General features: G+C 35.8%; 22 protein-coding genes and 1 pseudogene. 10 read left to right on the forward strand and 13 right to left on the reverse strand.

Going from position 1 to position 22,182, the window contains the following annotated elements; translation table 11 throughout:
* The first annotated feature begins 244 nt into the window (after positions 1-244).
* Positions 245-1,891 (forward strand): peptide ABC transporter substrate-binding protein, encoded by a 1,647-nt coding sequence (locus GFJ36_RS05405; RefSeq protein WP_088062468.1) that lies wholly within the window; start codon positions 245-247, stop codon positions 1,889-1,891.
* 30 nt (positions 1,892-1,921) lie between these two features.
* Here the strand turns inward: GFJ36_RS05405 and GFJ36_RS05410 are convergent, their stop codons facing one another.
* Positions 1,922-2,125 carry a hypothetical protein gene (locus GFJ36_RS05410; RefSeq protein WP_000559978.1) on the reverse strand — a complete coding sequence of 68 codons (204 nt, stop codon included), beginning with the start codon at positions 2,123-2,125 and terminating at the stop codon, positions 1,922-1,924.
* 594 nt (positions 2,126-2,719) lie between these two features.
* On the opposite strand from GFJ36_RS05410, the gene spx reads away from it, so the two are divergent.
* Positions 2,720-3,115, forward strand: a complete 396-nt coding sequence (gene spx / locus GFJ36_RS05415; protein WP_000258267.1) for a transcriptional regulator Spx — start codon at positions 2,720-2,722, stop codon at positions 3,113-3,115.
* Between the two features lie 49 nt (positions 3,116-3,164).
* Here the strand turns inward: spx and GFJ36_RS05420 are convergent, their stop codons facing one another.
* Entirely contained in the window at positions 3,165-3,839 is a 675-nt protein-coding gene (locus GFJ36_RS05420; RefSeq protein WP_060489329.1) for a TerC family protein, read from the reverse strand.
* A 342-nt stretch (positions 3,840-4,181) separates the two neighbouring features.
* On the opposite strand from GFJ36_RS05420, the gene mecA reads away from it, so the two are divergent.
* The 4 genes from mecA (at position 4,182) to pepF (ending at position 9,684) form a co-directional block, all read left to right on the forward strand.
* Positions 4,182-4,865, forward strand: a complete 684-nt coding sequence (gene mecA, locus GFJ36_RS05425) for an adaptor protein MecA (RefSeq protein WP_000350711.1) — start codon at positions 4,182-4,184, stop codon at positions 4,863-4,865.
* 72 nt (positions 4,866-4,937) lie between these two features.
* Positions 4,938-6,482, forward strand: coding sequence for a cardiolipin synthase (locus GFJ36_RS05430; protein WP_000799209.1), 1,545 nt, complete (start codon positions 4,938-4,940; stop codon positions 6,480-6,482).
* Between the two features lie 80 nt (positions 6,483-6,562).
* Positions 6,563-7,807 carry a competence protein CoiA gene (locus tag GFJ36_RS05435; RefSeq protein ID WP_098230402.1) on the forward strand — a complete coding sequence of 415 codons (1,245 nt, stop codon included), beginning with the start codon at positions 6,563-6,565 and terminating at the stop codon, positions 7,805-7,807.
* Positions 7,808-7,857: 50 nt separating this feature from the next.
* On the forward strand, positions 7,858-9,684 hold the full coding sequence (gene pepF / locus GFJ36_RS05440; protein ID WP_087984733.1) for an oligoendopeptidase F: 1,827 nt from the start codon (positions 7,858-7,860) through the stop codon (positions 9,682-9,684).
* 129 nt (positions 9,685-9,813) lie between these two features.
* Here the strand turns inward: pepF and GFJ36_RS29010 are convergent, their stop codons facing one another.
* From GFJ36_RS29010 to GFJ36_RS05455, 4 genes are all read right to left on the reverse strand, one after another.
* A complete protein-coding gene (locus tag GFJ36_RS29010) occupies positions 9,814-9,987 on the reverse strand; it encodes a hypothetical protein (protein ID WP_087984734.1) in 174 nt (57 codons plus the stop codon).
* 230 nt (positions 9,988-10,217) lie between these two features.
* The gene (locus tag GFJ36_RS05445) at positions 10,218-11,111 is read right to left on the reverse strand and encodes a ClpXP adapter SpxH family protein (RefSeq protein WP_000360672.1); all 894 of its coding nucleotides are present in this window, start codon (positions 11,109-11,111) and stop codon (positions 10,218-10,220) included.
* Positions 11,111-11,509 (reverse strand): globin domain-containing protein, encoded by a 399-nt coding sequence (locus tag GFJ36_RS05450; RefSeq protein WP_000043382.1) that lies wholly within the window; start codon positions 11,507-11,509, stop codon positions 11,111-11,113. The genes GFJ36_RS05445 and GFJ36_RS05450 overlap by 1 nt, the downstream gene beginning before the upstream one ends.
* Positions 11,510-11,689: 180 nt before the next feature.
* Positions 11,690-12,268, reverse strand: a complete 579-nt coding sequence (locus tag GFJ36_RS05455; protein ID WP_098077730.1) for a CYTH domain-containing protein — start codon at positions 12,266-12,268, stop codon at positions 11,690-11,692.
* Positions 12,269-12,414: 146 nt separating this feature from the next.
* On the opposite strand from GFJ36_RS05455, the gene GFJ36_RS05460 reads away from it, so the two are divergent.
* From GFJ36_RS05460 to GFJ36_RS05475, 4 genes are read left to right on the forward strand one after another with little or no spacing between them, the layout of a single operon-like run.
* Complete coding sequence (locus tag GFJ36_RS05460; RefSeq protein ID WP_001179996.1) at positions 12,415-12,786, forward strand: UPF0738 family protein; 372 nt, start codon at positions 12,415-12,417, stop codon at positions 12,784-12,786.
* A gap of 30 nt (positions 12,787-12,816) precedes the next feature.
* A complete protein-coding gene (gene yjbM / locus GFJ36_RS05465; protein ID WP_001081480.1) occupies positions 12,817-13,455 on the forward strand; it encodes a GTP diphosphokinase in 639 nt (212 codons plus the stop codon).
* Between the two features lie 18 nt (positions 13,456-13,473).
* A complete protein-coding gene (locus GFJ36_RS05470) occupies positions 13,474-14,271 on the forward strand; it encodes an NAD kinase (protein ID WP_000673190.1) in 798 nt (265 codons plus the stop codon).
* A gap of 15 nt (positions 14,272-14,286) precedes the next feature.
* Entirely contained in the window at positions 14,287-15,180 is an 894-nt protein-coding gene (locus tag GFJ36_RS05475; RefSeq protein ID WP_087984736.1) for an RluA family pseudouridine synthase, read from the forward strand.
* 48 nt (positions 15,181-15,228) lie between these two features.
* Here the strand turns inward: GFJ36_RS05475 and GFJ36_RS05480 are convergent, their stop codons facing one another.
* From GFJ36_RS05480 to bclA, 7 genes and pseudogenes are all read right to left on the reverse strand, one after another.
* Positions 15,229-16,617, reverse strand: coding sequence for a peptidase G2 autoproteolytic cleavage domain-containing protein (locus tag GFJ36_RS05480; protein WP_157349513.1), 1,389 nt, complete (start codon positions 16,615-16,617; stop codon positions 15,229-15,231).
* Positions 16,618-16,771: 154 nt separating this feature from the next.
* Positions 16,772-17,512 (reverse strand): bis(5'-nucleosyl)-tetraphosphatase PrpE, encoded by a 741-nt coding sequence (gene prpE, locus GFJ36_RS05485; protein WP_087984738.1) that lies wholly within the window; start codon positions 17,510-17,512, stop codon positions 16,772-16,774.
* Positions 17,513-17,586: 74 nt separating this feature from the next.
* Entirely contained in the window at positions 17,587-18,747 is a 1,161-nt protein-coding gene (locus tag GFJ36_RS05490; RefSeq protein WP_087984739.1) for an FtsW/RodA/SpoVE family cell cycle protein, read from the reverse strand.
* 146 nt (positions 18,748-18,893) lie between these two features.
* Entirely contained in the window at positions 18,894-19,829 is a 936-nt protein-coding gene (locus GFJ36_RS05495) for a glycosyltransferase family 2 protein (RefSeq protein ID WP_087984740.1), read from the reverse strand.
* 6 nt (positions 19,830-19,835) lie between these two features.
* On the reverse strand, positions 19,836-20,594 hold the full coding sequence (locus tag GFJ36_RS05500) for a class I SAM-dependent methyltransferase (protein WP_098230403.1): 759 nt from the start codon (positions 20,592-20,594) through the stop codon (positions 19,836-19,838).
* A gap of 141 nt (positions 20,595-20,735) precedes the next feature.
* A complete protein-coding gene (locus GFJ36_RS05505; protein ID WP_098230404.1) occupies positions 20,736-21,581 on the reverse strand; it encodes a TylF/MycF family methyltransferase in 846 nt (281 codons plus the stop codon).
* Positions 21,582-21,703: 122 nt separating this feature from the next.
* A pseudogene (bclA, locus tag GFJ36_RS05510) lies at positions 21,704-22,182 on the reverse strand (collagen-like exosporium glycoprotein BclA); the annotation flags it as partial.

Consider the following 22,182-nt stretch of genomic DNA (forward strand, 5'->3'; position numbering starts at 1 on the left):
TAAAAATTATTTTTCTCTGATAATTTAGAAAAATATAAAAACATTCATTTTCAACACTTTAGTAAGGATAATCAGCAATATGAAACGTTTACAAAGGTTTATTTTTTAACAGAAAATTTTAATAAAATAGAAATATAAATATACAAAAAATATATTTGTGTGTATAATATGAATTGTTAGAACATATATATATTTCTTTTTGTTTGAAAATGAAAGGGCTAACATTTTTGTGGAGGGTGGAAGTATGAAAAAAAAGATGCCAGTTTTTGTAGTATCAACAGTAGCGATGAGCATGATGTTAGGGGCATGTAGCTACCAAAAAGATGAACCGCAAGCGAACGCAAAAGGGGATAGCGGGAAAAGCGGTGCGAAGCAAGTTATTAATCTAATTGAAACGCAAGAAATTCCAACGATGGATCCAGCGTTATCAGCTGATGCGGTTTCTTCAAGAGTAATGACTAATACGATGGAAGGCTTATACAGTTTAGGAAAAGATGATAAGCTAGTTCCTGGTGTAGCGAAGGAATTCCAAAAGTCAGAAGACGGTAAAAAATATACATTTAAATTACGTGAAGACGCAAAATGGTCAAATGGTGAGCCTGTGACGGCGAAAGATTTCGTATACGCATGGCAAAGAGCAATTAACCCAGATACAGCTGCGAAATCAGCGTACATTATGTATGATATAAAAAATGCAGAGAAAATTAATAAAAAAGAGATGAGTCCGGATCAATTAGGTGTAAAAGCGATTGATGATCATACATTAGAAGTGGAATTAGACAATTCAATTCCATACCTTGTAGATTTAATGGTATATCCAATCTTCTATCCTGTGAATGAAAAGTTTGTAAAAGAACAAGGTACGAAGTTTGGTTTGGAAGCGAATACAACACTTTATAACGGACCATTTACATTAAGTGATTGGCAACATGAACGTAGCTTTAAAATGACAAAGAGCGCGTCATATTGGGACAATAAAGAAGTGAAGATTGAGGAAGTAAACTTTAATATTGTTAAAGATACGTCTACACCAATTAATTTATATGAAACAAACGCAGTCGATCGAGCGACGTTATTAGCGGAGTTCATCGATAAATATAAAGGAAAACCAGATTTCCAAACAGTAGAAGATACATCTGTATTCTTCCTTCGTTTAAATCAAAAAGATCCAGCGTTAGCAAATAAAAATATTCGTAAAGCAATTTCACTTGCTTTTGAACGTAAACCGTTCGTTGATACATTATTAAATAACGGTTCTAAGCCAGCGACAGGATTAATTCCTGATAATTTCATTAAAGGGCCGGATAAAAAAGACTTCCGTGCTGTAAATGGAGATATTGTAAAACCAAACGTGAAAGAAGCGAAGAAATATTGGGAAGCTGGTAAAAAAGAGCTTGGTAAAAATGAAATTGAATTAGAGCTATTAAATGAAGATGTTGAATTATCGAAGAAAACAGGTGAATATTTAAAAGGTGAGTTAGAAAAGAATTTACCAGGTTTAACAGTGAAAATTAAACAACAACCATTTGCGCAAAAACTAAAACTAGAAGATGCAGGCGATTTTGTCATGTCATTCTCTGGATGGAGTGCAGACTTCCCAGATCCAGTTACATACCTTGATATGTTTGTGACGGACGGATCGCAAAATAAAATGAAATACTCTAATCCGAAATATGATGAAATTATCATGAAAGCGAAGAAAGATGGAAGTGATGTAAATGCCCGTTGGAAAAACTTACTAGAAGCAGAGAAAATGTTACTTGATGACGCTGCGATTGTTCCAGTATATCAACGTGGTAGAGCATATATACAAAGAGAATCAATTAAAAATATGTACAACCATAAATATGGCGGTGATTTAAGCTTTAAATGGGCGTCAGTAGAGAAATAAGAAAAAAGCAGGTGATTGCCTGCTTTTTTTTTAATACGTACGTTTCTTATAAATACCTTTCCCGCCAACTTGGTTCCAGCCGGATTGTACATCCAAACTTTTATTAACAAACTTCATCTTTTCTTTACCGCCAAAGAGTTTTTCACCAATGCTATTTGTAATGACACCAATCAATGCTGTGATTCCGATGATGAGGGCAGCAACAGTGACAAAATCAATAAAAAAAGCAATCATTTGCAAATTCCCCCTTTGCCTGTCTGTATGTTTATTGTATGAGATAAAAGATAAAAAAGAAAGAAATGTCAGAAAAATAATTGATTTATTTTAGAAATCGTATAGACATGGATGAGGATGTTTGTTAAAATGAGAACAAACGTTCCTTTTTATTCTCACTTGTATAGTCTTACATTTCTTAATTGATTTATGAAGAAAAGGTAAGAAAACGTTCTCTTTTTCATAGAGAAGATTATGGGGAAATAACTGTATATTACATGAAAAATCTATGACAAGCCAGTATTAAGAGGGTTGAAGGTTATTGTTAAATTACAGCTGAAGTGAGTGTGATCATGTTACATAGCAGTGGAATACACGGAAGAGTTTTCTCAATTAGAAGGAAATTTACTGTATATTTCTTGCAAAATCTATTGTATAATGATTATAGAAGTTACTTATTAAAAGTAATTGTTGTTTGCTCAAAGTTGTTGCTTACATGAAATGAGATTTTTTGCACTTTGTTATAAGACAAGGTATCGTAAAAAATTGCTGAATTTAGAAATTTAAACTGTAATTAGTACAGAATTTGTACTCTTTAAGGAGAGTGAGCTTTGTATGGTAACATTATATAGTTCTCCAAGCTGTACGTCTTGTAGAAAGGCGAAATTATGGCTAGAGGAAAATCATATTCCTTATACAGAACGTAATATTTTCTCAGATCCATTAACGATTGAGGAAATTAAAGAGATTTTACGTATGACAGAAAGCGGAACGGATGAGATTATTTCTACTCGTTCGAAAGTTTTCCAAGAATTAAATGTAAACTTAGAGTCTTTACCACTTCAAGATTTATATAAGATGATTCGTGACTATCCAGGGATTTTACGTCGTCCAATTATGATTGATGAGAAGCGCCTTCAAGTAGGTTACAATGAAGACGAAATCCGCCGTTTCTTACCACGTACAGTAAGAACGTTTCAATTACGTGAAGCACAGCGTCTTGTAAATTAATTATAATAATATGAAAACCTTCTACCTATTATATAGTAGAAGGTTTTTTTTAATGTTTCACATTTCGTAATCGAACTTGTTGCACGATAATACCGATGCATAGAACAGTGAAAATGAATAAGAAAGGCATGTTTGTGGTGAAATTTGGATTATTATGAAAGAACGTTGCAAGCCTGTCTTCATGTGTAACCATTTTTCCTGCTGTATAGGCGAGAATCGCTGCTCCGCAATAAATGAGGAATGGAAAGCGTTCCATAAGTATTAAAATAAGTTTGCTGCCCCAAATAATAATCGGGATAGAAATGAGTAAGCCGATTATTACGAGTAAAAATCTTCCGTGAGCTGCACCTGCAATGGCAATAACGTTGTCAAACCCCATAACGAGATCTGCGAATACAATTGTACGCACAGCTTGAAATAAAGTTGTTTTCCCCTGAATAGCAGAAAGATCGTTGCTATTATCAGTTAGTAAATTTACTGCAATTAATGTAAGTAAAACGCCCCCGATAAGTTGTAGAAATGGAATGTCGAGTAAATAGACAGCTAGTATAGTAAGGATAATTCTTAGAACGATTGCTAAAAGAGTACCAATCAAAATGGCTTTATTTCGTTTCGATTCAGGTAAATTTCGGCTAGCTAGTGCGATGACGATTGCGTTGTCACCACCTAATACAACATCGATACCGACAATCATTAGTACAGATGTTAAAAACTCTAAGTCCATTCGTCTGCCTCCATTTATAATGTTTTAATAAGCGAACTGTATGTATGTGGTGAAGAGAGAGACTAAATCACCTTCTCTAATAAAAGTTTCACTTTATTACAGTGTACGGGGGAGGGTGGAAATGTATGTCCAAATTTTTCATGAGTGAGAAATCGCTATAATGATATATTTGTGTAGATGGTCGAATAAAGATAGGCATATAACTATTTTTGTAAAATAAATCGATTTTATTTCCATTCTGGAGAATCTTATCATAAAATGAGAGTACAAGAATCTATTGATTTGTCATATGAGTGGGGAATCCCTTCATAACAATTCTAAGCAGGAAGGGAGAGTTGTATTTTGGATATTGAAAGAATTAATGACCATACGATGAAATTTTTTATTACGTACATTGATATAGAGGATAGAGGGTTTAATCGTGAAGAAATTTGGTATGACCGCGAACGAAGTGAAGAGCTTTTTTGGGAGATGATGGACGAAGCTCGTGATCATGATGATTTCTTTATTGATGGACCGTTATGGATTCAAGTGCAAGCAGTCGATAAAGGGATTGAAGTACTTGTAACGAAAGCAGAGCTTTCAAAGGATGGACAAAAGCTAGAACTACCAATAGGTGTAGATAAAATTATAGACATTCCTCTAGATGAAGGCATTGAATCATTATTCCAGCAAGAATTAGTGGAAGAGGTAGAGGAACAAGCAGGAACAAACTTTAACGAAGATGGTACGTTTGGATTTTTAATTAAATTTAATGATTTTGAAGATGTCATTTCATTAAGCCACCGTCTTATCTTTGAAGATATAAAAGATGAGCTGTATTCATTTGAGAACCGCTATTATGTATATGTGGAATTCGATGAAGTGCTACATGATGAAGAAGAAATTGATCGTATTTTAAGTATTGTTTTAGAATACGGAGAAGAATCAACTTTAACAATTCATCGTGTAAGTGAGTATGGGAAACAAATTGTGAAAGAGCATGCGCTTGAAACAATTCGCAATAATTTTCCTGCTAAAACGTAGGCCGATTTCTGTAGTATGAAATCGGCTTTTTATATGAAGAATAGGAAAGCTTTCTTAGTAAGGAGGTAAGAGATGAAAAATACGTTAAAGTTGATTTTCTTTGTTTTACTATTGTTCGCGTTATTTGTTTCGTTACGTATGTTTATTGATGTAGCATTTTATTCGGATGTAATTGGTATAAAAGATGTTTCGATTTTAGGTATTATTAGTATTTTATTTACGGTATCTGCATTTTTAATTGGCTGCGTTATTTTCTTAGAGAACCGTCATCCGTCTAAAACACTTACATGGCTCATTGTGTTAGGCATTTTTCCGGTATTTGGATTCTTCGCTTATTTATTATTTGGACAGAACTTTCGGAGGAAGAGAATGTTCCAAAAGAAGGCGTTGCTCGATGAACAAGCATTTTTACAATATAAAGGGCATGAAGATTACGAAGAACGGATTTTGCGCAATCATAAGCACCAAGAGCTGTTATTTCGTTTAGCGGACCGCTTAGGCGCTTTAAATATTTCATTTCAAACTGAAACGAGAACATTAACAAATGGAGATGAAACGTTTCAGGCTATTTTAGATGGATTAAAACGAGCGAAACACCACATTCATATGGAATATTACATTGTGCGTGATGATAAGCTTGGAACAGAAATTAAAGATATTTTAATACAGAAATCAAAAGAAGGTGTTGTCGTTCGTTTTTTATATGATGCGGTTGGAAGTTTTAGATTATCGAATTCATATATTGAAGAATTGAATGATGCAGGAGTAGAAATGATTCCGTTTTTCCCTGTGCGCTTTCCGATTTTAAACGATAAGATTAATTATCGAAACCACCGGAAAATCGTTATTATTGATGGAAATGAAGGATTTGTCGGTGGATTAAATATTGGTGATGAATATTTAGGGAAGGATAAATATTTCGGTTTTTGGCGAGACACGCATTTATATTTGCGTGGTGAAGCTGTTCAAAGCTTGCAACTTATTTTCCTTCAAGATTGGTTTTATATGACTGGTGAGGCTGTGCTGGCCCCTGAATATTTACAAGCGAAAGCAGTTGAGGGTGATCATTGGGGAGGCGTACAACTCGTTGCAGGTGGACCGGATAATAAATGGGAAACAATTAAACATTTATATTTTGCCATGATTTCTTCTGCACGGAAATCAATTTGGATTGCGACGCCGTATTTCATTCCAGATGATGATATTTTATCCGCATTAAAGGTAGCTGCACTTGCTGGTATTGATGTCCGTTTGTTAATGCCGAGTAAGCCTGATAAGCGCACCGTCTTTTACGCATCGAGATCGTACTTCCCAGAACTTTTAGATGCAGGGGTAAAGATATATGAATACGAAAAAGGCTTTCTTCATAGTAAAGTTGTCATTGTCGATTCTGATTTAGCTTCAATTGGGACTGCTAATATGGATATGAGAAGTTTTCATTTGAACTTTGAAGTAAATGCCTTTTTATATGATACAGACAGCATTCGAAAACTTGTTCAAGATTATAAAGAGGATATAGAAGAATCAAGTGAAATTCATGTCGATCGTTTTCATAAAAGGCGTCTTCATAGACGAATTGTTGAATCGACGTATCGATTATTATCACCTTTATTATAAAAAGAGATGTCCGAAATTGGGACATCTCTTTTTTAAAAGGAATTTGTAATAAATTGTAGAATATAAGGAGCTGAAAGGGTGTGATTCCGATGTTTATCGCCAAAAGAGAAAACGGAGAAAAAATCCATCTACTCTATCATCATGATGAAGAGCTTTTACATCGTATGCGTAAAAAGGAAAGCTTCTTTTGCATAGCTTGCGGGAAGGAAGTGCAAATGAAATTAGGGAAACAAAAAAGTTGGCATTTTGCTCATAAGAAAATGGACGCGTGTCTTGCCTTTTATGAAGCAGAATCTATGTATCATATGCACGGTAAAGAATTGTTATATAGGTGGTTCAAACGTCAAAACTTTCCTGTGTATATAGAGCACTATCTTCCAGAAATTCAGCAACGACCAGATATTTTCATAGAGAGAGCAGGGAGAACAATTGCGATTGAATACCAATGCGCCAATCTCTCTATAGAGCAGCTGTACAAACGAACCTATTCGTATTGGCGAGCTGGTATACAGGTCATTTGGATCATTGGTGGAAATCAATTGAAAAGGCAATCAGCATATTGGATGAAATTCTCCTCACTTATGGCTTTCTCCTTACAACCTTATCCTCAGCCATTTCTTATTTTCTTCTGTTCGAAACAAAAATCATTTATGAAATGCGCGTTTCTCACTTCATTTTCTACAAGCGTCTCTTTCACACATATTATCTATTTACCAACTGAAACGACTACTTTTGAAATGCTCTTTTCTCCCGTCTCTTTCCGAAAAGAAACATTAGGTGAGGAATGGAAAAAGCGAAAGAGCAATTTTCGGCAAAATGCTCTGCCGATTTGGAATTACAATCATAAGTCACTATTACGCCTCTTATATCAATGTAAATGTACCCCAGCAAATTTTCCTTCTGAAATCGGTGTGCCACTCCCGTCCTCATTTGCTTTTCAAACAAATCCATTTATATGGCAAGCTTTTCTATATATAAAATGTATAGGTGAGCTTACGGTAGGGGAATGTATTTCCCTTCAATATGTATGTAGTTATGTGAAACCGTATACGAAAAGGCGCATGCTCCCGTACTTTTCACGGCATATATGGAAAGTAGCAGTTGCTGAATATATGACATTTTTATGTTATGCAGGTGTATTGCAGAAAATAGGGACTTATAAGTACCGGAAAAAAAGAGAAGTAGTTATGTTAAAAACAGAGGAGGAAGTTATAAAATATGATGAAATTTGCTTAACGTATGCCTTATCTTTATTTGAGGCAAAGTACAACATGAGAGAAGGAAAAGGGGATATAATAAAGACTGATCGTGAAGGAATTACATAAGAAAAATCGAATTGTATGTAAGTAGAGATATTTAAAGGAGGGCTTAAAGGATGTCTGAACAAAACACAGCAAAAACATTACCAGATCGCAAAGAGATTGAAGAATCAAGTACGTGGCGACTAGAAGATATTTTCCAAACAGATGCAGAATGGGAAAAAGAATTCCAAGCCATTAAAGAGCTATTACCGAAGTTAACTGAATTTAAAGGGAAACTTGGTGACTCTGCGAACAATTTACTTGAAGCATTGCAATATGAAGACGAAATTTCAATGCGATTAGGTAAGCTATATACATATGCACATATGCGTTACGATCAAGATACAACAAACTCTGTGTATCAAGCATTAAATGACCGTGCAACAAATTTATATTCACAAGTATCTAGTAGCACAGCATATATTGTGCCTGAAATTTTATCGATTTCAGAAGATACACTGCAAACATTCTTGACAGAAAATAGAGACTTAAGTGTATATGAACATGCATTAGAAGAAATTACGCGTCAACGCCCGCATGTATTATCTGAAGCGGAAGAGGCTCTATTAGCAGAAGCATCTGAAGTAATGAGTGCATCAAGTAATACATTTGGTATGTTGAATAATGCAGATTTGAAATTCCCATCTATTAAAGGTGAGGATGGAGAAGAAGTGGAAATTACACATGGTCGTTACATTCAGTTTTTAGAAAGTGATGATCGTCGTGTGCGCGAAGATGCATTCAAAGCTGTATATGAAACGTACGGGAAATATAAGAACACATTTGCAAGCACGTTAAGCGGAGCTGTGAAACGTAATAATTTCAATGCGCGTGTTCGTAAATACGATTCTGCACGTCAAGCGGCATTAAGTAATAATAATATTCCTGAAGCGGTGTATGATCAACTTGTTGAATCTGTAAATGATAATTTACACTTGCTACATCGTTACATTGATATTCGTAAGCGTGCACTAGGACTTGATGAGCTTCATATGTATGATTTATATACACCACTTGTACCAGAAGTGAAAATGAACGTGAAGTATGAAGAAGCACAAGACATGTTATTAAAGTCTTTAAACGTACTTGGTGATGAGTATGTTGACATTTTAAAAGAAGCATATGAAAATCGCTGGGTAGATGTGTATGAGAATAAAGGAAAGCGAAGCGGAGCATATTCATCTGGTGCATATGGAACAAATCCGTATATTTTAATGAACTGGCATGATAATGTAAATAATTTATATACACTTGCTCATGAGTTCGGTCATTCCGTGCATAGTTACTATACAAGAAAGACGCAGCCGCACGTATACGGTGATTATTCAATCTTCGTTGCGGAAGTAGCATCAACTTGTAATGAAGCACTTCTAAACGATTATTTATTAAAAACGACAGAAGATAAGAAAGAGCGTCTATACTTATTAAATCATTATTTAGAAGGATTCCGTGGTACTGTATTCCGTCAAACGATGTTCGCAGAGTTTGAGCATATTATTCATAAGAAAGTACAAGAAGGACATGCGGTTACACCAGACATGTTAACGAAGATCTACTATGATTTAAATAAGAAATATTTCGGTGATGCTTTAGTAATCGATGAAGAAATTGGTTTAGAGTGGTCGCGTATTCCGCACTTCTACTACAACTATTACGTATACCAATACGCAACAGGATTTAGTGCAGCAACGGCTTTATCTAAACAAATTTTAGAAGAGGGGCAACCAGCAGTAGAACGTTACATTAATGAGTTCTTAAAAGCAGGAAGCTCAGATTATCCAATTGAAGTGCTGAAAAAAGCTGGAGTAGATATGGCATCTCCAGAACCGGTAAAAGAAGCGCTACAAGTATTTGAAGAGAAATTAAATGAATTAGAAGCATTATTATTTGAAGAGAAGTAATTGTAAAGACGAGGAATTTACCTCGTCTTTTTTGTTTTTAATATTTTTTGTCGATATTTGTCGAAGGGATAAGGTGAATTTCTTTCTTTTTTCTAAATTAGAAGGCAGTTTTACAGGTGATTTTTGTAGTTAAAACCTTTTAAATCGTTTTTTATGGTTGAAATAAGAGAGAGCGATGACAATGACTCCAAATAAAAGAGGGAAGGCAATAATTTTAGGAAAAGCTTGTAGTAGAGAGAGGATGTACAAGAAAAAAGAAACGATGACAGCTAGTAAGATAAGTAAAATATACGTTTTTTTCATACGGAACACCTCCAAGATAGCTTTTTTATAGCTTATTCAGAAATGAAAACGTTTAGAATGTGACAAAAGTGTGAAATTCGACAAAAGGGGTTGTCATCTGACGTCGAATCTTGTAATATAATAAGCGTGAACGAATTCACATACAAACATATACCCCTTTGTTTGAACGTGAAAATTTCTCCCATCCCCTTTAATATTTTTATAAGCCGTAAAGAAGAAGACCTGGTGTTTTACACCAGGTCTTTTTCTTTTGCTATCCATTTCCAATAACGTTCACATTTTACGTCAATCATTTGTACTTTTCGTTTCAGTTGTAATTTTTTCAGTTCACGCTCGATCTCTTGCTGCGAGCAGTCATATATAAATGCTACTTCTTTTGAAGATATAAATTGCGTTGCTTCTAGTAACACTTCTAAAGGTGGTAATGGTTCTGGCTCGATTTCACATTTTACAAGTTCTTTCAATAATTGTACGTATACGTCGTAGGAATAAGTTCCAGCGATTTTAATACCTTCTTCATCTGAATTCGCATGAAAGAATACGAGAGAAGGTATTTCTGTAATGTGCATCTCATTTGTAAATTTTAAGTCACATTGGAAAGCTTTTTTTGCGCTAGCGGAATGTAGGTCTTTTTTAAATTCTTCTACATCAATATCGCTATCTCTTGCACATGCAAGTAATAATTCGCAGTCAGGGTTTGATACATTTTCAAGGAAAATGTATTCTTGGAGTTTTCGCAAAAACTTCGAACCTGCTTTTCGGCCCTGTAACTCCGCTGCCTTAATTGCCATCGAAACTAAATATGGTGTTGACGATGCTTCTTGCATATGTACCTTTCCATCACATGAAAAACCTTGTAAACTTGTTGTCTTTTCCCACACAAATCGAATATTAGCAGGTTTATTCCATTTGTGTGAGGAAGCGTTCGTTCCATCCACTTTTCCTGTTACGATATGACGAATAGAGAAGTATTTCCCGTATTCAAGCCATAGTTTAATAATAAAGGGCTCAATTTCCCAGCAATCTTTACAAAGTGGATCAATAAATAAATATGCTTCTACAGACTTATGCTCACATGCGGAAGGAGATGGCATATTTATATGCGTTGCTTCCTGCTTATCCATTACACTTCACCTGTTTCGTTTGGAGTATTAACCATATGCTGAGCAGTTAACGCTAAACGTTCAAAAACGAACTCTCTTATATGACCGTGCACTCCTGTGTCATCCATTGCTTGCTCCATACATGATAGCCAAGCCTCTGCTCGTTTTGGAGTAATCTCAAACGGAAGATGGCGTGCTCTTAACATAGGATGACCATGTTCTTCAGTGTACAAATTAGGACCACCTAAATATTGCGTTAAAAATTGTTTCTGCTTCCTAGCGGTTTCTGTTAAATCATCCGGGAAGATGGGAGATAGGTCAGGGTGTTTACTGACATAGGAATAAAACGTGTCTACTAATATTGCAATGCATTGTTCACCGCCAATTGCTTCAAATGGTGTCATCGGTTGCTTGCTCATCCTTTATAAACTCCTTTTTCCATGAAATGTATATCTATTGTAGCAATGGAATGTTCTAGAGGGCAAATAAACAGCCTTCATAACGTTCTTTGCTTAGTTTTCAAATGTAAAAGAATCTTTTCCTTTTAAAAAGTGAGATATATCCACTAGTAGAACGTATTCACTAGTGGAATTTTCACTTTAGCGTGCTTTGTTTTGTTTGGCAAGGAAAAAGCGTTTTACTTTATTATTTGTATGACGGATTGGTATGTCGTGCTGTTTTAATAAATGAATAAACGCAGCTTTTCCTGTTTCTTCATCTTGCACTTCAAATTCAATTTCATAATCATCGTGATTGTAATAGAAACTATGATCAAAGACAAGCGTTCCGCCTTCAAATAGTGTTTCGGCTCTTTCAGTTGTTAAACTACCCATATAAGTTAAAGTGGAAACAGGAATTTGTAATTTGTGTAGTTGATCCATTACAGCCCCTGGAATGATTACGTTTGTTTCCATCATCATTCTTGCTTCGTCTTCTGTTACGACTTGATGCGTTTCTAACAAGCCGATTTCTGCAGGTTGTTTCAATGTTAATGTATAAGTTTCTCCTTTATGACGAATACGAAGTGCAGAGCCAGCTTCTTTTAACGAGAAGCCCGGTGTTTCAAAGTAGTGATTCACCTGTTTCGTAAATACCTCAATAGAGAATGATTTACATAATGTATCGAATTCTTCTTCTGTAACAATATTTTTAAATTCAATTTCAATTTCTTGTGTCATTGTATGCGCGCTCCTTTTAAAAAATAATTCTGTACACATTATCGCTTTTTCATAAATTTGGTTCAATGTTTTATTTGTTTGCGTCCATGTTATGATACAATAATACTGTTAAGTAAGACAGGAAGTTGAGATGGAGGAGTTAGAGCATGCAAAATAAAATTCAAGTTAAGAGCGTAGAAAAGAGAGAGAATGCGCTTATTTTTTGTGCGGAAAATAATGAAATAGAGGTAAAGGAGTTAAGTGCGCGTAATCACGTACTTGTAGACTCAGACAATTTATCATTTTTATATATTTTAGAAAACGAATCATCTTTCATTTATGTAAGTATTCCGCACACATGCTGGGAAGCAATGCATGAAGCGATGAATAACGATATAGTAATGTTCGTTCGTGTGAATGACGTTGAAATGGAATTAGAAAATTTAAAAGAAGAAGTAGAATATTTAGTTGAAAATATTGAAGGTAATGCAAATTACGGAGAAGAACTAGTAACTGCTGTAGAAAAAGTATTTCTATAAGCAAATGGATTGATTTTGGTGGTGGTTGAAATGAATCGAAATTGGGAAGAATTTTTAGCACCTTACCATCAAGCGGTGGCAGAGCTGAAAGTGAAACTAAAAGGAATGCGTACTCAATTTGCAATGTTAACAGAGCATTCTCCAATTGAGTTTGTAACAGGAAGGGTAAAGTCGGTTGCTAGTATTATTGATAAAGCGGAGAAGAGAAATGTACCGCTAGATCGGCTGAGAGAAGATATGCAAGACATCGCGGGCCTTCGAATGATGTGTCAATTTGTTGATGAGATTAAGCCTGTTGTAGAATATCTTCGAAAACGAAATGACTTTGAAATCGTGGAAGAACGTGATTATGTCACGCAAAAGAAAGATAGTGGCTATCGCTCTTATCACGTTGTCATTAGTTACCCCGTTCAAACGATTCAGGGAGAAAAAAAAGTATTGGTAGAAATCCAAATACGCACGTTAGCAATGAATTTTTGGGCAACAATTGAGCATTCTTTAAATTATAAATATAGTGGACGTTTTCCTGAAGATATTAAAATACGCTTGCAACGCGCAGCGGAAGCGGCGTTTTTATTAGATGAAGAAATGTCTTCTATTCGTCTTGAGATTCAAGAAGCGCAGAAAGCTTTTTCAAGAAAACAAGAAACGAAAGATTCCGAATCATAAACTAAAGGGTGTTGGGCGATGAAATTTACAATTATGTCAAAGGGAGATCAATCATCAGATACACTGGCAAGCACGATGAAAGAATACTTGCTAGATTTTGGATTTATAATGGATGAAAAGGAACCCGATATTGTAATTTCTGTTGGGGGAGATGGAACGCTTTTATATGCATTTCATCGTTATTATAATCGATTGGATGAAACAGCATTTGTTGGTGTACATACAGGGCATTTAGGTTTCTATGCAGATTGGTTACCGACAGAAGTAGAGAAATTAGTAATTGCAATTGCTAAAACACCATTCCAAGTGGTGGAATATCCGCTTTTAGAAGTGATTATTCGCTATGTGAATGGGAGTAAAGAGTCACAGTATTTGGCGATGAATGAAGCAACTGTTAAAAGTGCGGAAGGTACATTAGTAACAGAAGTGGAAATACGCGGAGAGTACTTTGAAACGTTCCGCGGGGATGGCCTTTGTATTTCTACTCCTTCGGGAAGTACTGCGTATAATAAGGCGCTTGGCGGAGCTATTATTCACCCTTCTATTGAAGCGATTCAAATTGCAGAAATGGCATCTATTAATAACCGTGTGTTTCGTACTGTAGGCTCGCCACTCGTATTGCCGAAGCATCATACATGTGTGTTGAAGCCGGCTGCAGGAATGAACTTACAAATTACGGTGGACCATTTAACGATGGTTCATCAAGATGTGAAATCAATCCAGTATCGCGTTGCAAACGAGAAAGTACGATTTGTTCGTTTCCGTCCGTTCCCGTTCTGGAAACGAGTTCGTGACTCGTTTGTTGCAGATAAATAGAAAGGGTTTATATATTTGAACAGATTTACATTGAAATGGGATATAGAATCGGCTGAAGAGGGAACTTTAGTTAGAGAATTTTTAAAAACAAAAGGGATTTCTAAAGCCGCCTTAACGGATATAAAATTTCGCGGCGGAGCTATTGAAGTAAATAATCAACATGCCAGTGTTCGTCATCAGTTGCAAGCTGGTGAAGAATTACGTGTTTTTTTTCCAGTGGAAGAAAGAAGTGAAGGGATGATTAAAGAAGATATCCCTTTATGTATTGTATATGAAGATGATGCGGTTCTCGTCATAAACAAAGAGGCGAACATGTCAACGATTCCGTCTAGAGAACATCCGGCAGGTAGTGTTGCGAATGCGCTCTTATCTCATTATGATAAGCAGCATCTTGCAAGTACGGTGCATATCGTAACAAGATTAGATCGTGATACTTCAGGGCTTATGCTTATTGCAAAAAATCGTTTCGTGCATCATCTTTTATCGAAACAGCATCAACAAAAAGCTGTGAAAAGAACATATGAAGCAATTGTTCACGGTGAGATGATAGAACGAGAAGGAACGATTGATGCACCGATTGGACGAAAATCGGATAGCATTATTGAGCGAACCGTTTGTGAAAATGGGCAAAGAGCAGTTACTCATTTTAGAGTGATGGATAGCGCCAATCATAAGACGCATGTATCACTTGAGCTTGAGACCGGAAGAACGCATCAAATTCGTGTACATATGGCTCATATAGGCCACCCGTTACTTGGTGATGATTTATATGGAGGAAGAAGAGATGTGATAAAACGTCAAGCACTTCATAGTACATCTTTGACGTTTTATCATCCTATTTTAGAGAAGGAAATGTCTTTCACTACAACGATTCCAAGCGATATGGAAGAGGTATTAAGGTATACTTAAAAAGGGAACAAAATTCTTCGTTACATAAGAATTTTGTTCCCTTTTTTCTTAGCGGAATAATATTAAAATTTGATTTTCACCCGTGCGCTTTATAACGAAAAAGCCACTTTCGGATTTTGTAGCAATGCCATCGTTATTTGGACGACAATATCCATGCGTTTCGCAAGTGCCGTCATCGCGTACTAACATTTGTCCAATTAATCCGACAGGAAGCCACTCGGTACGATCTTTTCTTGCTATATATTTGCAAGTTGGATCCCATTCTGTATTTAAAAGAGGTTGTATGTCTTGCGATTCCCTACGTACATATTGGCGTTTTCCAAAGTTATCTGTTTTATAGCGTTTTTGCCAACTTAAAGCACCGCTATTTCCTATAAGGGCGGGGGTTGCACTAGATATTCCTAAAATGAATGAATCGTTTGAAGTAGCGATCCGAATTTTTTCTTCGCTACTAAATGTAACGAAATAACCTACATCAATAAAATTATTGTCTGTTGTTTCAAACATTTGTGCAAAATCAGTTCCACTTGCATTGTAAGAAGCGCCATCAATATACATTTCCCCATTATGAGCAAGCCACTTTGCACCGATATTATGATCGGTTTCATTTGTGCCGTTTGCAATAAACCAAGAATAAGATTCTTCTGCTGTGCCGAAGCGCCCCATAATATGGCTACCTGCAAAATGAGCTGTTGATGTATGATTACCTTCCGCATGAGAAGAGAATCCGTTAGCGATAGTCGCGGTTCCTTCTGCATGTGCTGCTTCGCCTAAAGCGATTGTATGTTTACCTTCCGCATGAGAATAAGAGCCACCTGCTGTCGTTTCACTTCCTTCACTATGGGAACTATGTCCAGTTGCTTTCGTTTTTGATCCTTCCGCATGAGAGAAAGAAGCTTTTGCGTGTGTAAGAAGTCCTTCTGCATGTGAAGCTGTACCCTCTGCATTAGAGTGAAGCCCCTCTGCATGTGCATATCGTCCCCCTTTTTTTACTTTTGTATTTTCAGGTGTAGGAGTTTGAATTATGATTGTTTTTTCTGTTTGTATATCATTGGATGGTGCTAATGCTTCTCTTATTTTTTTCACTTGATTTATAATAGCAGCTGGAATTTCTGATTCTGCTTTTTTATTTATTGCTACAGGGATGTCTTCTTCTGTATTTTTCTCTGTTTGCTCAGAAGGCACAACCTGTTCAGTGTGAGTAGAGAGAGGTTTATTTTTTTGCTGCATCTTTGTTTTTCTATTATCGATTATGCGGCTCATTACAGCATTTTCTAAAGAGACATATTTTGGTTTAGCTTTGTTTTTGGGGGAAGCCCCTTGTCCGTCCGGTTCTTCTAAAGCTGCAGATCGAATGCTGCACCAGTTGTTAATTCCGTACATGGGCAGATAAAAAGGCGGGCATTTTCTTTTTTGTTTAGAAGATTTTTTCTTCATTCTGTCACCTCCTGCGACAGTATATGCCGTGTAATTAAAAAAAGATGCACTTTATTGCATCTTTTTTTAATTACTTTACCTAGTTTTTATAGGAGAGCCGCCTAAATGATACGATAATCCTCGTAATTTGTGAATGATATCTAAATAAGGGTCGTTATGAAATTGGGCGAAATTTCTCAGGGACAAAAGACAGGGAGGAAGGGACGGAAACGGTCTCCATCTCAGGATAACGTAGTCCGGTTAGTTTGCCACCAAATACAGCTCCAGTGTCAATATTGACTGTATGATTTACGAAGCGAGGTTCTTTAACAGGTGTATGTCCATATACAATCCAAGCTTTTCCTTTATATTCCTTTGCCCAGTCGCGACGGACAGGAGAGCCGTCAGCATGTTTTTCTCCTGTAATATCGCCATATAATACAAAGGTTTGTACTTTTTTATCTTGTCTTCCTATGTAATCTTGCCGAATTCCAGCGTGACATACAATTAACCTTTTCTCGTCGAGTACGTGATATAAAGGAGATTGCTCATAAAGTGTGATGAATTTTTCTTTTATAATGTTTTGTTTATGAGAAGGCAGTGCTTCATATTCGGCAACAGTTGTTTCGAGTCCATGAGCAATTGTCACATTACGCCCAAGGAAAAATCGGTATAGCTTATTGCAGTGATTTCCCGGAGCGTAATAAGCTACTTTTTTATTTATAACAAGTTTCCATACAATTTCAATCATACGTAATGAATGAGGGCCGCGATCTGTAATATCACCAACAAATGCAAGCCTACGTTGGTCAGGGTGAAACGGCAGGTCACTATTCCAGTTGTATCCGAGTTTCGTCGTTAAATCTTGAAACTCTTGAAAGCATCCATGAATATCCCCTATAATGTCAAATTTCATATTTAAACCTCCACCATATTTTTCATTAGTATATCTAAAAAAGGATAGAGATAAAAATATACTTTTTTTGCTCGTCATTTAAACATAAAGATTTTCGTTCTTGAGCGAACGTTTAAAACGAATCCAATCGCTATCATGTATGTGAGTAAAGAACTTCCTCCGTAGCTCATAAGGGGTAATGTAATTCCTGTAATAGGTAGTAATCCGATGGTCATCCCGATATTTTGAAATACTTGAAAGGTAAACATTCCGATTGTACCAGCACAGATGTAACTACCGAAAGGGTCATTACTTTCTAAAGCGATATGGATCATGCGGAAAATAAGTAGAAAAAAAAGTGAAATAATGACACTTGCGCCTAAAAAGCCGAATTGCTCAGCGACATTAGTGAAAATAAAATCTGTATGTGGTTCTGGAAAGTATACTTGTCCATTTTCCCAACCTTTTCCTTGCATTTCCCCTGATCCAGTAGCTAAGAAAGCTTGTCTTAATTGATAGCCTTGCGCATCATATTTGTATGGCGCTAACCAGCCGTAGAAGCGATTTAGTTGATATTCTTGTAAAATGTGTGCTTTAAAGAATTTTGTATGAGTAAAAAAAATATACGTTAATGTAACGCCAGCTACAAAAATACCAGAAACTAATCCGAAAATAAAACGCCAACGTATACCAGAAACTAGTATCATTGCTGCGAGCATAGCGGAAATTACCATTGTGTTTCCTAAATCAGGTTCCTTTGCAATAAGTAGTAGGGGTGGCAAACTTGTTGCACATATTTTTCCGAGTAATAAAAAATCGCCGTGTATTGTTCGGAAAAAATGTTTCTCATTGTGATTTGCTATAATTCGTCCGGTGACGATAATTAAAAACAATTTCATAATTTCAGAAGGCTGGAAATTTCCGATGCCTGGAAGCCTGTACCAAGCGGTCGCACCTTTTATTGTAACGGCACCTGGTACTTGAAGTTCTAGTCCAATTAGTAGTACCAATGCAAAGCTATATAAATACCAAGCAATTTTTTGATAACGATCGAAATCGATAATCATTATAAAACCGATGGCTATAAATCCAATGAAGTACCATTGGATTTGCTTTAATACAAAATTTACATTTTGCAAAAATGGTGGTAAAGAGGCTTGTGCACTTGCAATTGCAAAGCAACTAACAGTCCCAATGGCAAATAAGATGAATAGTAATACGTAGTCTATTTGATATTGAGAATTTGGATCTTTCAATGTATGTATTCCTTTCTATCGCCTAGTAAGTATATGGATCATGTCATGGTAAAAATAATATACAAGCAGACTATGCATACATTTATTCCACTATTTGTGGGAAGTCATACATCACGAGGAAGGAATAGCTCCTCCCTTGTGATGGACTATATTGCACGGAGCTCTTTTGTAATGATATTTAAACAATAAGAAAGTCGTGCATGTGTATTTTTATCTGGAATGAGGTTTGGAAATAGATCGTAAAATTTGGTCGCATTTTTATACCATCCGTAAGCTCTTATCAAACCTTTTTTATAATATTTGGCGTCTTGTAAGAAACCATACTTTTTCGAGGTTAAAACGAGCTGAGAAAAATCTTCACAGCCCTCAAGGAATTTGTGACGTACTTGCTGTCCAGTATGAAGACGGAATGAACTTAAGGGCTCAGTTATATACATCGCATCACCTTTTGAAAGTAAACTTATCCAAGAGGCCATATCAACGCTACAACCATATTTTCTGCCATTTAAAGTGCCGAAAGGTTCCGTTAATAGGCTTTTTCTAAAGAGTACGATTGTAGGCTCACCGATAATATTTTGTCCTGCCATAAGCATACGGTTTCCAAAATCTTTCCCATTTAGTAGAGTATCTTCATCATATAATTTTTTCATGGAGGGATGTTGTTCAATTATATCTCCATTATCATCAATCCAAGTGCGATAGGATGTGATAAGTGCGAGATTTTTATTGAGGTCTTGTTGGAAATAAAACATCATTTTTTCGATTTTATTATTATAAAATGTATCATCGTCCATTAAGAAATTTATGTACTCTCCATTTGACTGTTCTAAGAGCATAAGGGCGTTATGAAATTGTCCTAGAGTAGAGGCATTTCGAATGTACGTTATATGTTTATGCTTATGTAAATAATGTCTGTATATTAATTTTTCTGTTTCATTATTTGTACTATCGTCCCCTACAATAATTTCAATATTTGAATACGTTTGCGCTAATGCACTTTCTAAAGCAATTTTAAAATAATGTGGTCGATTATAGGTGGGAATAAGGATGGAAACGAGAGGCGGATTTTTTATATTATTCATATACAACTACCTTTCAGAAGTTTTTTGTGTAAGAATAATATCTTGATAACTTGTGTGTTCAGTTCTGCTACACCATGAACCATAATGAGGGGGGGACTGTATTTCTAGTCCATATTTATTTAATAGGGTACGAATATCTTCCTCAGGATAGGCAACTGCGAAATTAGGGATATCTTTATTTAGAACATAACAATTGTCAATTTGATGATAAAAACCTAACGTACTTAGTCCTGCATTTAAGTAATAGGATGATTCAGGGTTAATTAAAAAGAAAGTAATAAAACATCTCCCATCTTTTTTCAGAACTCGTGCAATCTCGCATACGTAATGTTCTAATTCTTTCGGAAGGAGATGGGTAAATACAGACGTTAAAAAAATAAAATCGAATGATTCATCTTCATATGGAAACTTGTATTGGGAAGCATCTTCTTTTCCATCGGGATTGTAGAATTGGTTATATATATCGACATGTTCAAAATGGAAATTGTTACGGCGTGTTGAAATGTTATTTTTGCACCATGTAATTCCCTTATTAAATAAGTCAAATCCATAATAAGTACCATCATCGCTTAAATAGTTCATTAATGGAACCGCCATTCGGCCGATACCACAGCCTATATCTAACACTGTTTCATTTGATTTTAAATTGCCAATTTCAATAAAATACTGCATAAACTCTTTTCCAACTTCTTCAAAGTCACCACCTACATATTGAACGAGTTCTGGGGGGGGAATTAATGTGGTTTTTTTCTCATTTTCGTTCATACATTCACTCCGTCCTTGTAGTAAAGTAAGAGATTTTTATTGCATATATAAGTTAATCATTTATAGTGAGGGGAACGTTACACGATTGGTTCTTATGAATCAGTAGTGTAATATAACCCCTCAAAAGAATAAAATTGTATTCTATTCTTTTCGCCAATAAATACCGAAATCATCAATTTGAGTCATAGGAGCTTTTATGTTTCTTTCACTTCTGAAATCTGTTACAGCTTCTGCACATGTTACTAATCCGTAGTCATCAATAATAATAAAGCCACCTGTTGAAACTTTATCATATAAATTTACAAGACTATCCATCGTTGATTCATACATATCACCGTCAAGGCGAGCAATTGCAATTTTTTCTACCGGTGCTGAAGGCAGTGTGTCTTTAAACCAACCCTTTAAAAATTTCACCTGATCATTTAATAAATCGTATTTTTTAAAATTTTCTTGTACTGTTTCTAAAGAAACTCGTAAGTAATCGAATGTGTGCAAATAATCACCGTAATCTTTCGGATATTGTTCTAAGTTAGGTGCTGGCAGACCTTCAAACGAATCGGCCACCCATACAGTACGATCCTTAATGTTGTTTGCTTGTAAAAACCCATTCATAAAAATGCAGGATCCTCCGCGCCATACACCAGTTTCAATAAAATCGCCTTCTATATTTTCCCTGACAACAGTTTCCATAGCCTCTTGTAATTGATTCATACGTTTTCGACCAACCATACTGTGTGCAGCTCTTGGCCAATCCTTGCCACCTTGACGCTCATTGTTTGAAACGTTAGGATTAACGATTTTTAAATTGTGATTTTCTACGTACTGCTTAAGAAATAAAGGAAGTGGAACCGTAACTGGTTCATATGATAGTTCTTTAGATATATGTAACGAAGCAGGTAAGTATGGTTCGTATTCTAACCATATTTCAAATAAAATTGTTTTCTTTAATAACTCAAGATAAAGCTGGACAGCCGATTTATTTTCCATATAATTGCCTCCTGAAGAATGTCATACAACATTATGACTATGTAGAAAAGAAGGATTTAATGATTGAATTTACCAATGAAAAAGCAGTAAAACTGATATCAGTTTTACTGCTAAGTAAAAAATTAAGCGATTTTTTCAATAATAATAGATGCACTCGTACCAAGAGCTAATGATAGTCCAAGTCCTGTAACAATTACTTCAACTAATGATGGAGTTGTCGTAATTTGCGTAATTGCTTGAACAACGATAGGTGCTCCAACTGAGATTAAAGTCGCCCCAGTACCAGGTACAGGTACCCCGTTCACTTGGATTGTAAGGCCTCCTAATAGACTTACGGCTGCAGTATATACGATAACAGTAATTTTATAGAATCCAGTTTCACTAATTACGAAAGTATCGGCATCTAATTGAGAAATTGCTGTACCAAACTGAGATCCAACGGTATTAAATGGTAGTGGATCATTAATTCCAAGATCTAAAGAAATCCCAGCGGAGTTAAATGCATACAATCCTGCTGGAAGTCCTAGCCCTGATGGTCCAGTCGGTCCAGTTGGCCCAGTCGGTCCGGTAGCACCAGTTGGCCCAGTCGGTCCAGTCGCGC

Origin of the sequence: Bacillus sp. EE-W1, assembly GCF_009760835.1 — a bacterium.
Lineage (GTDB): Bacteria > Bacillota > Bacilli > Bacillales > Bacillaceae_G > Bacillus_A > Bacillus_A wiedmannii.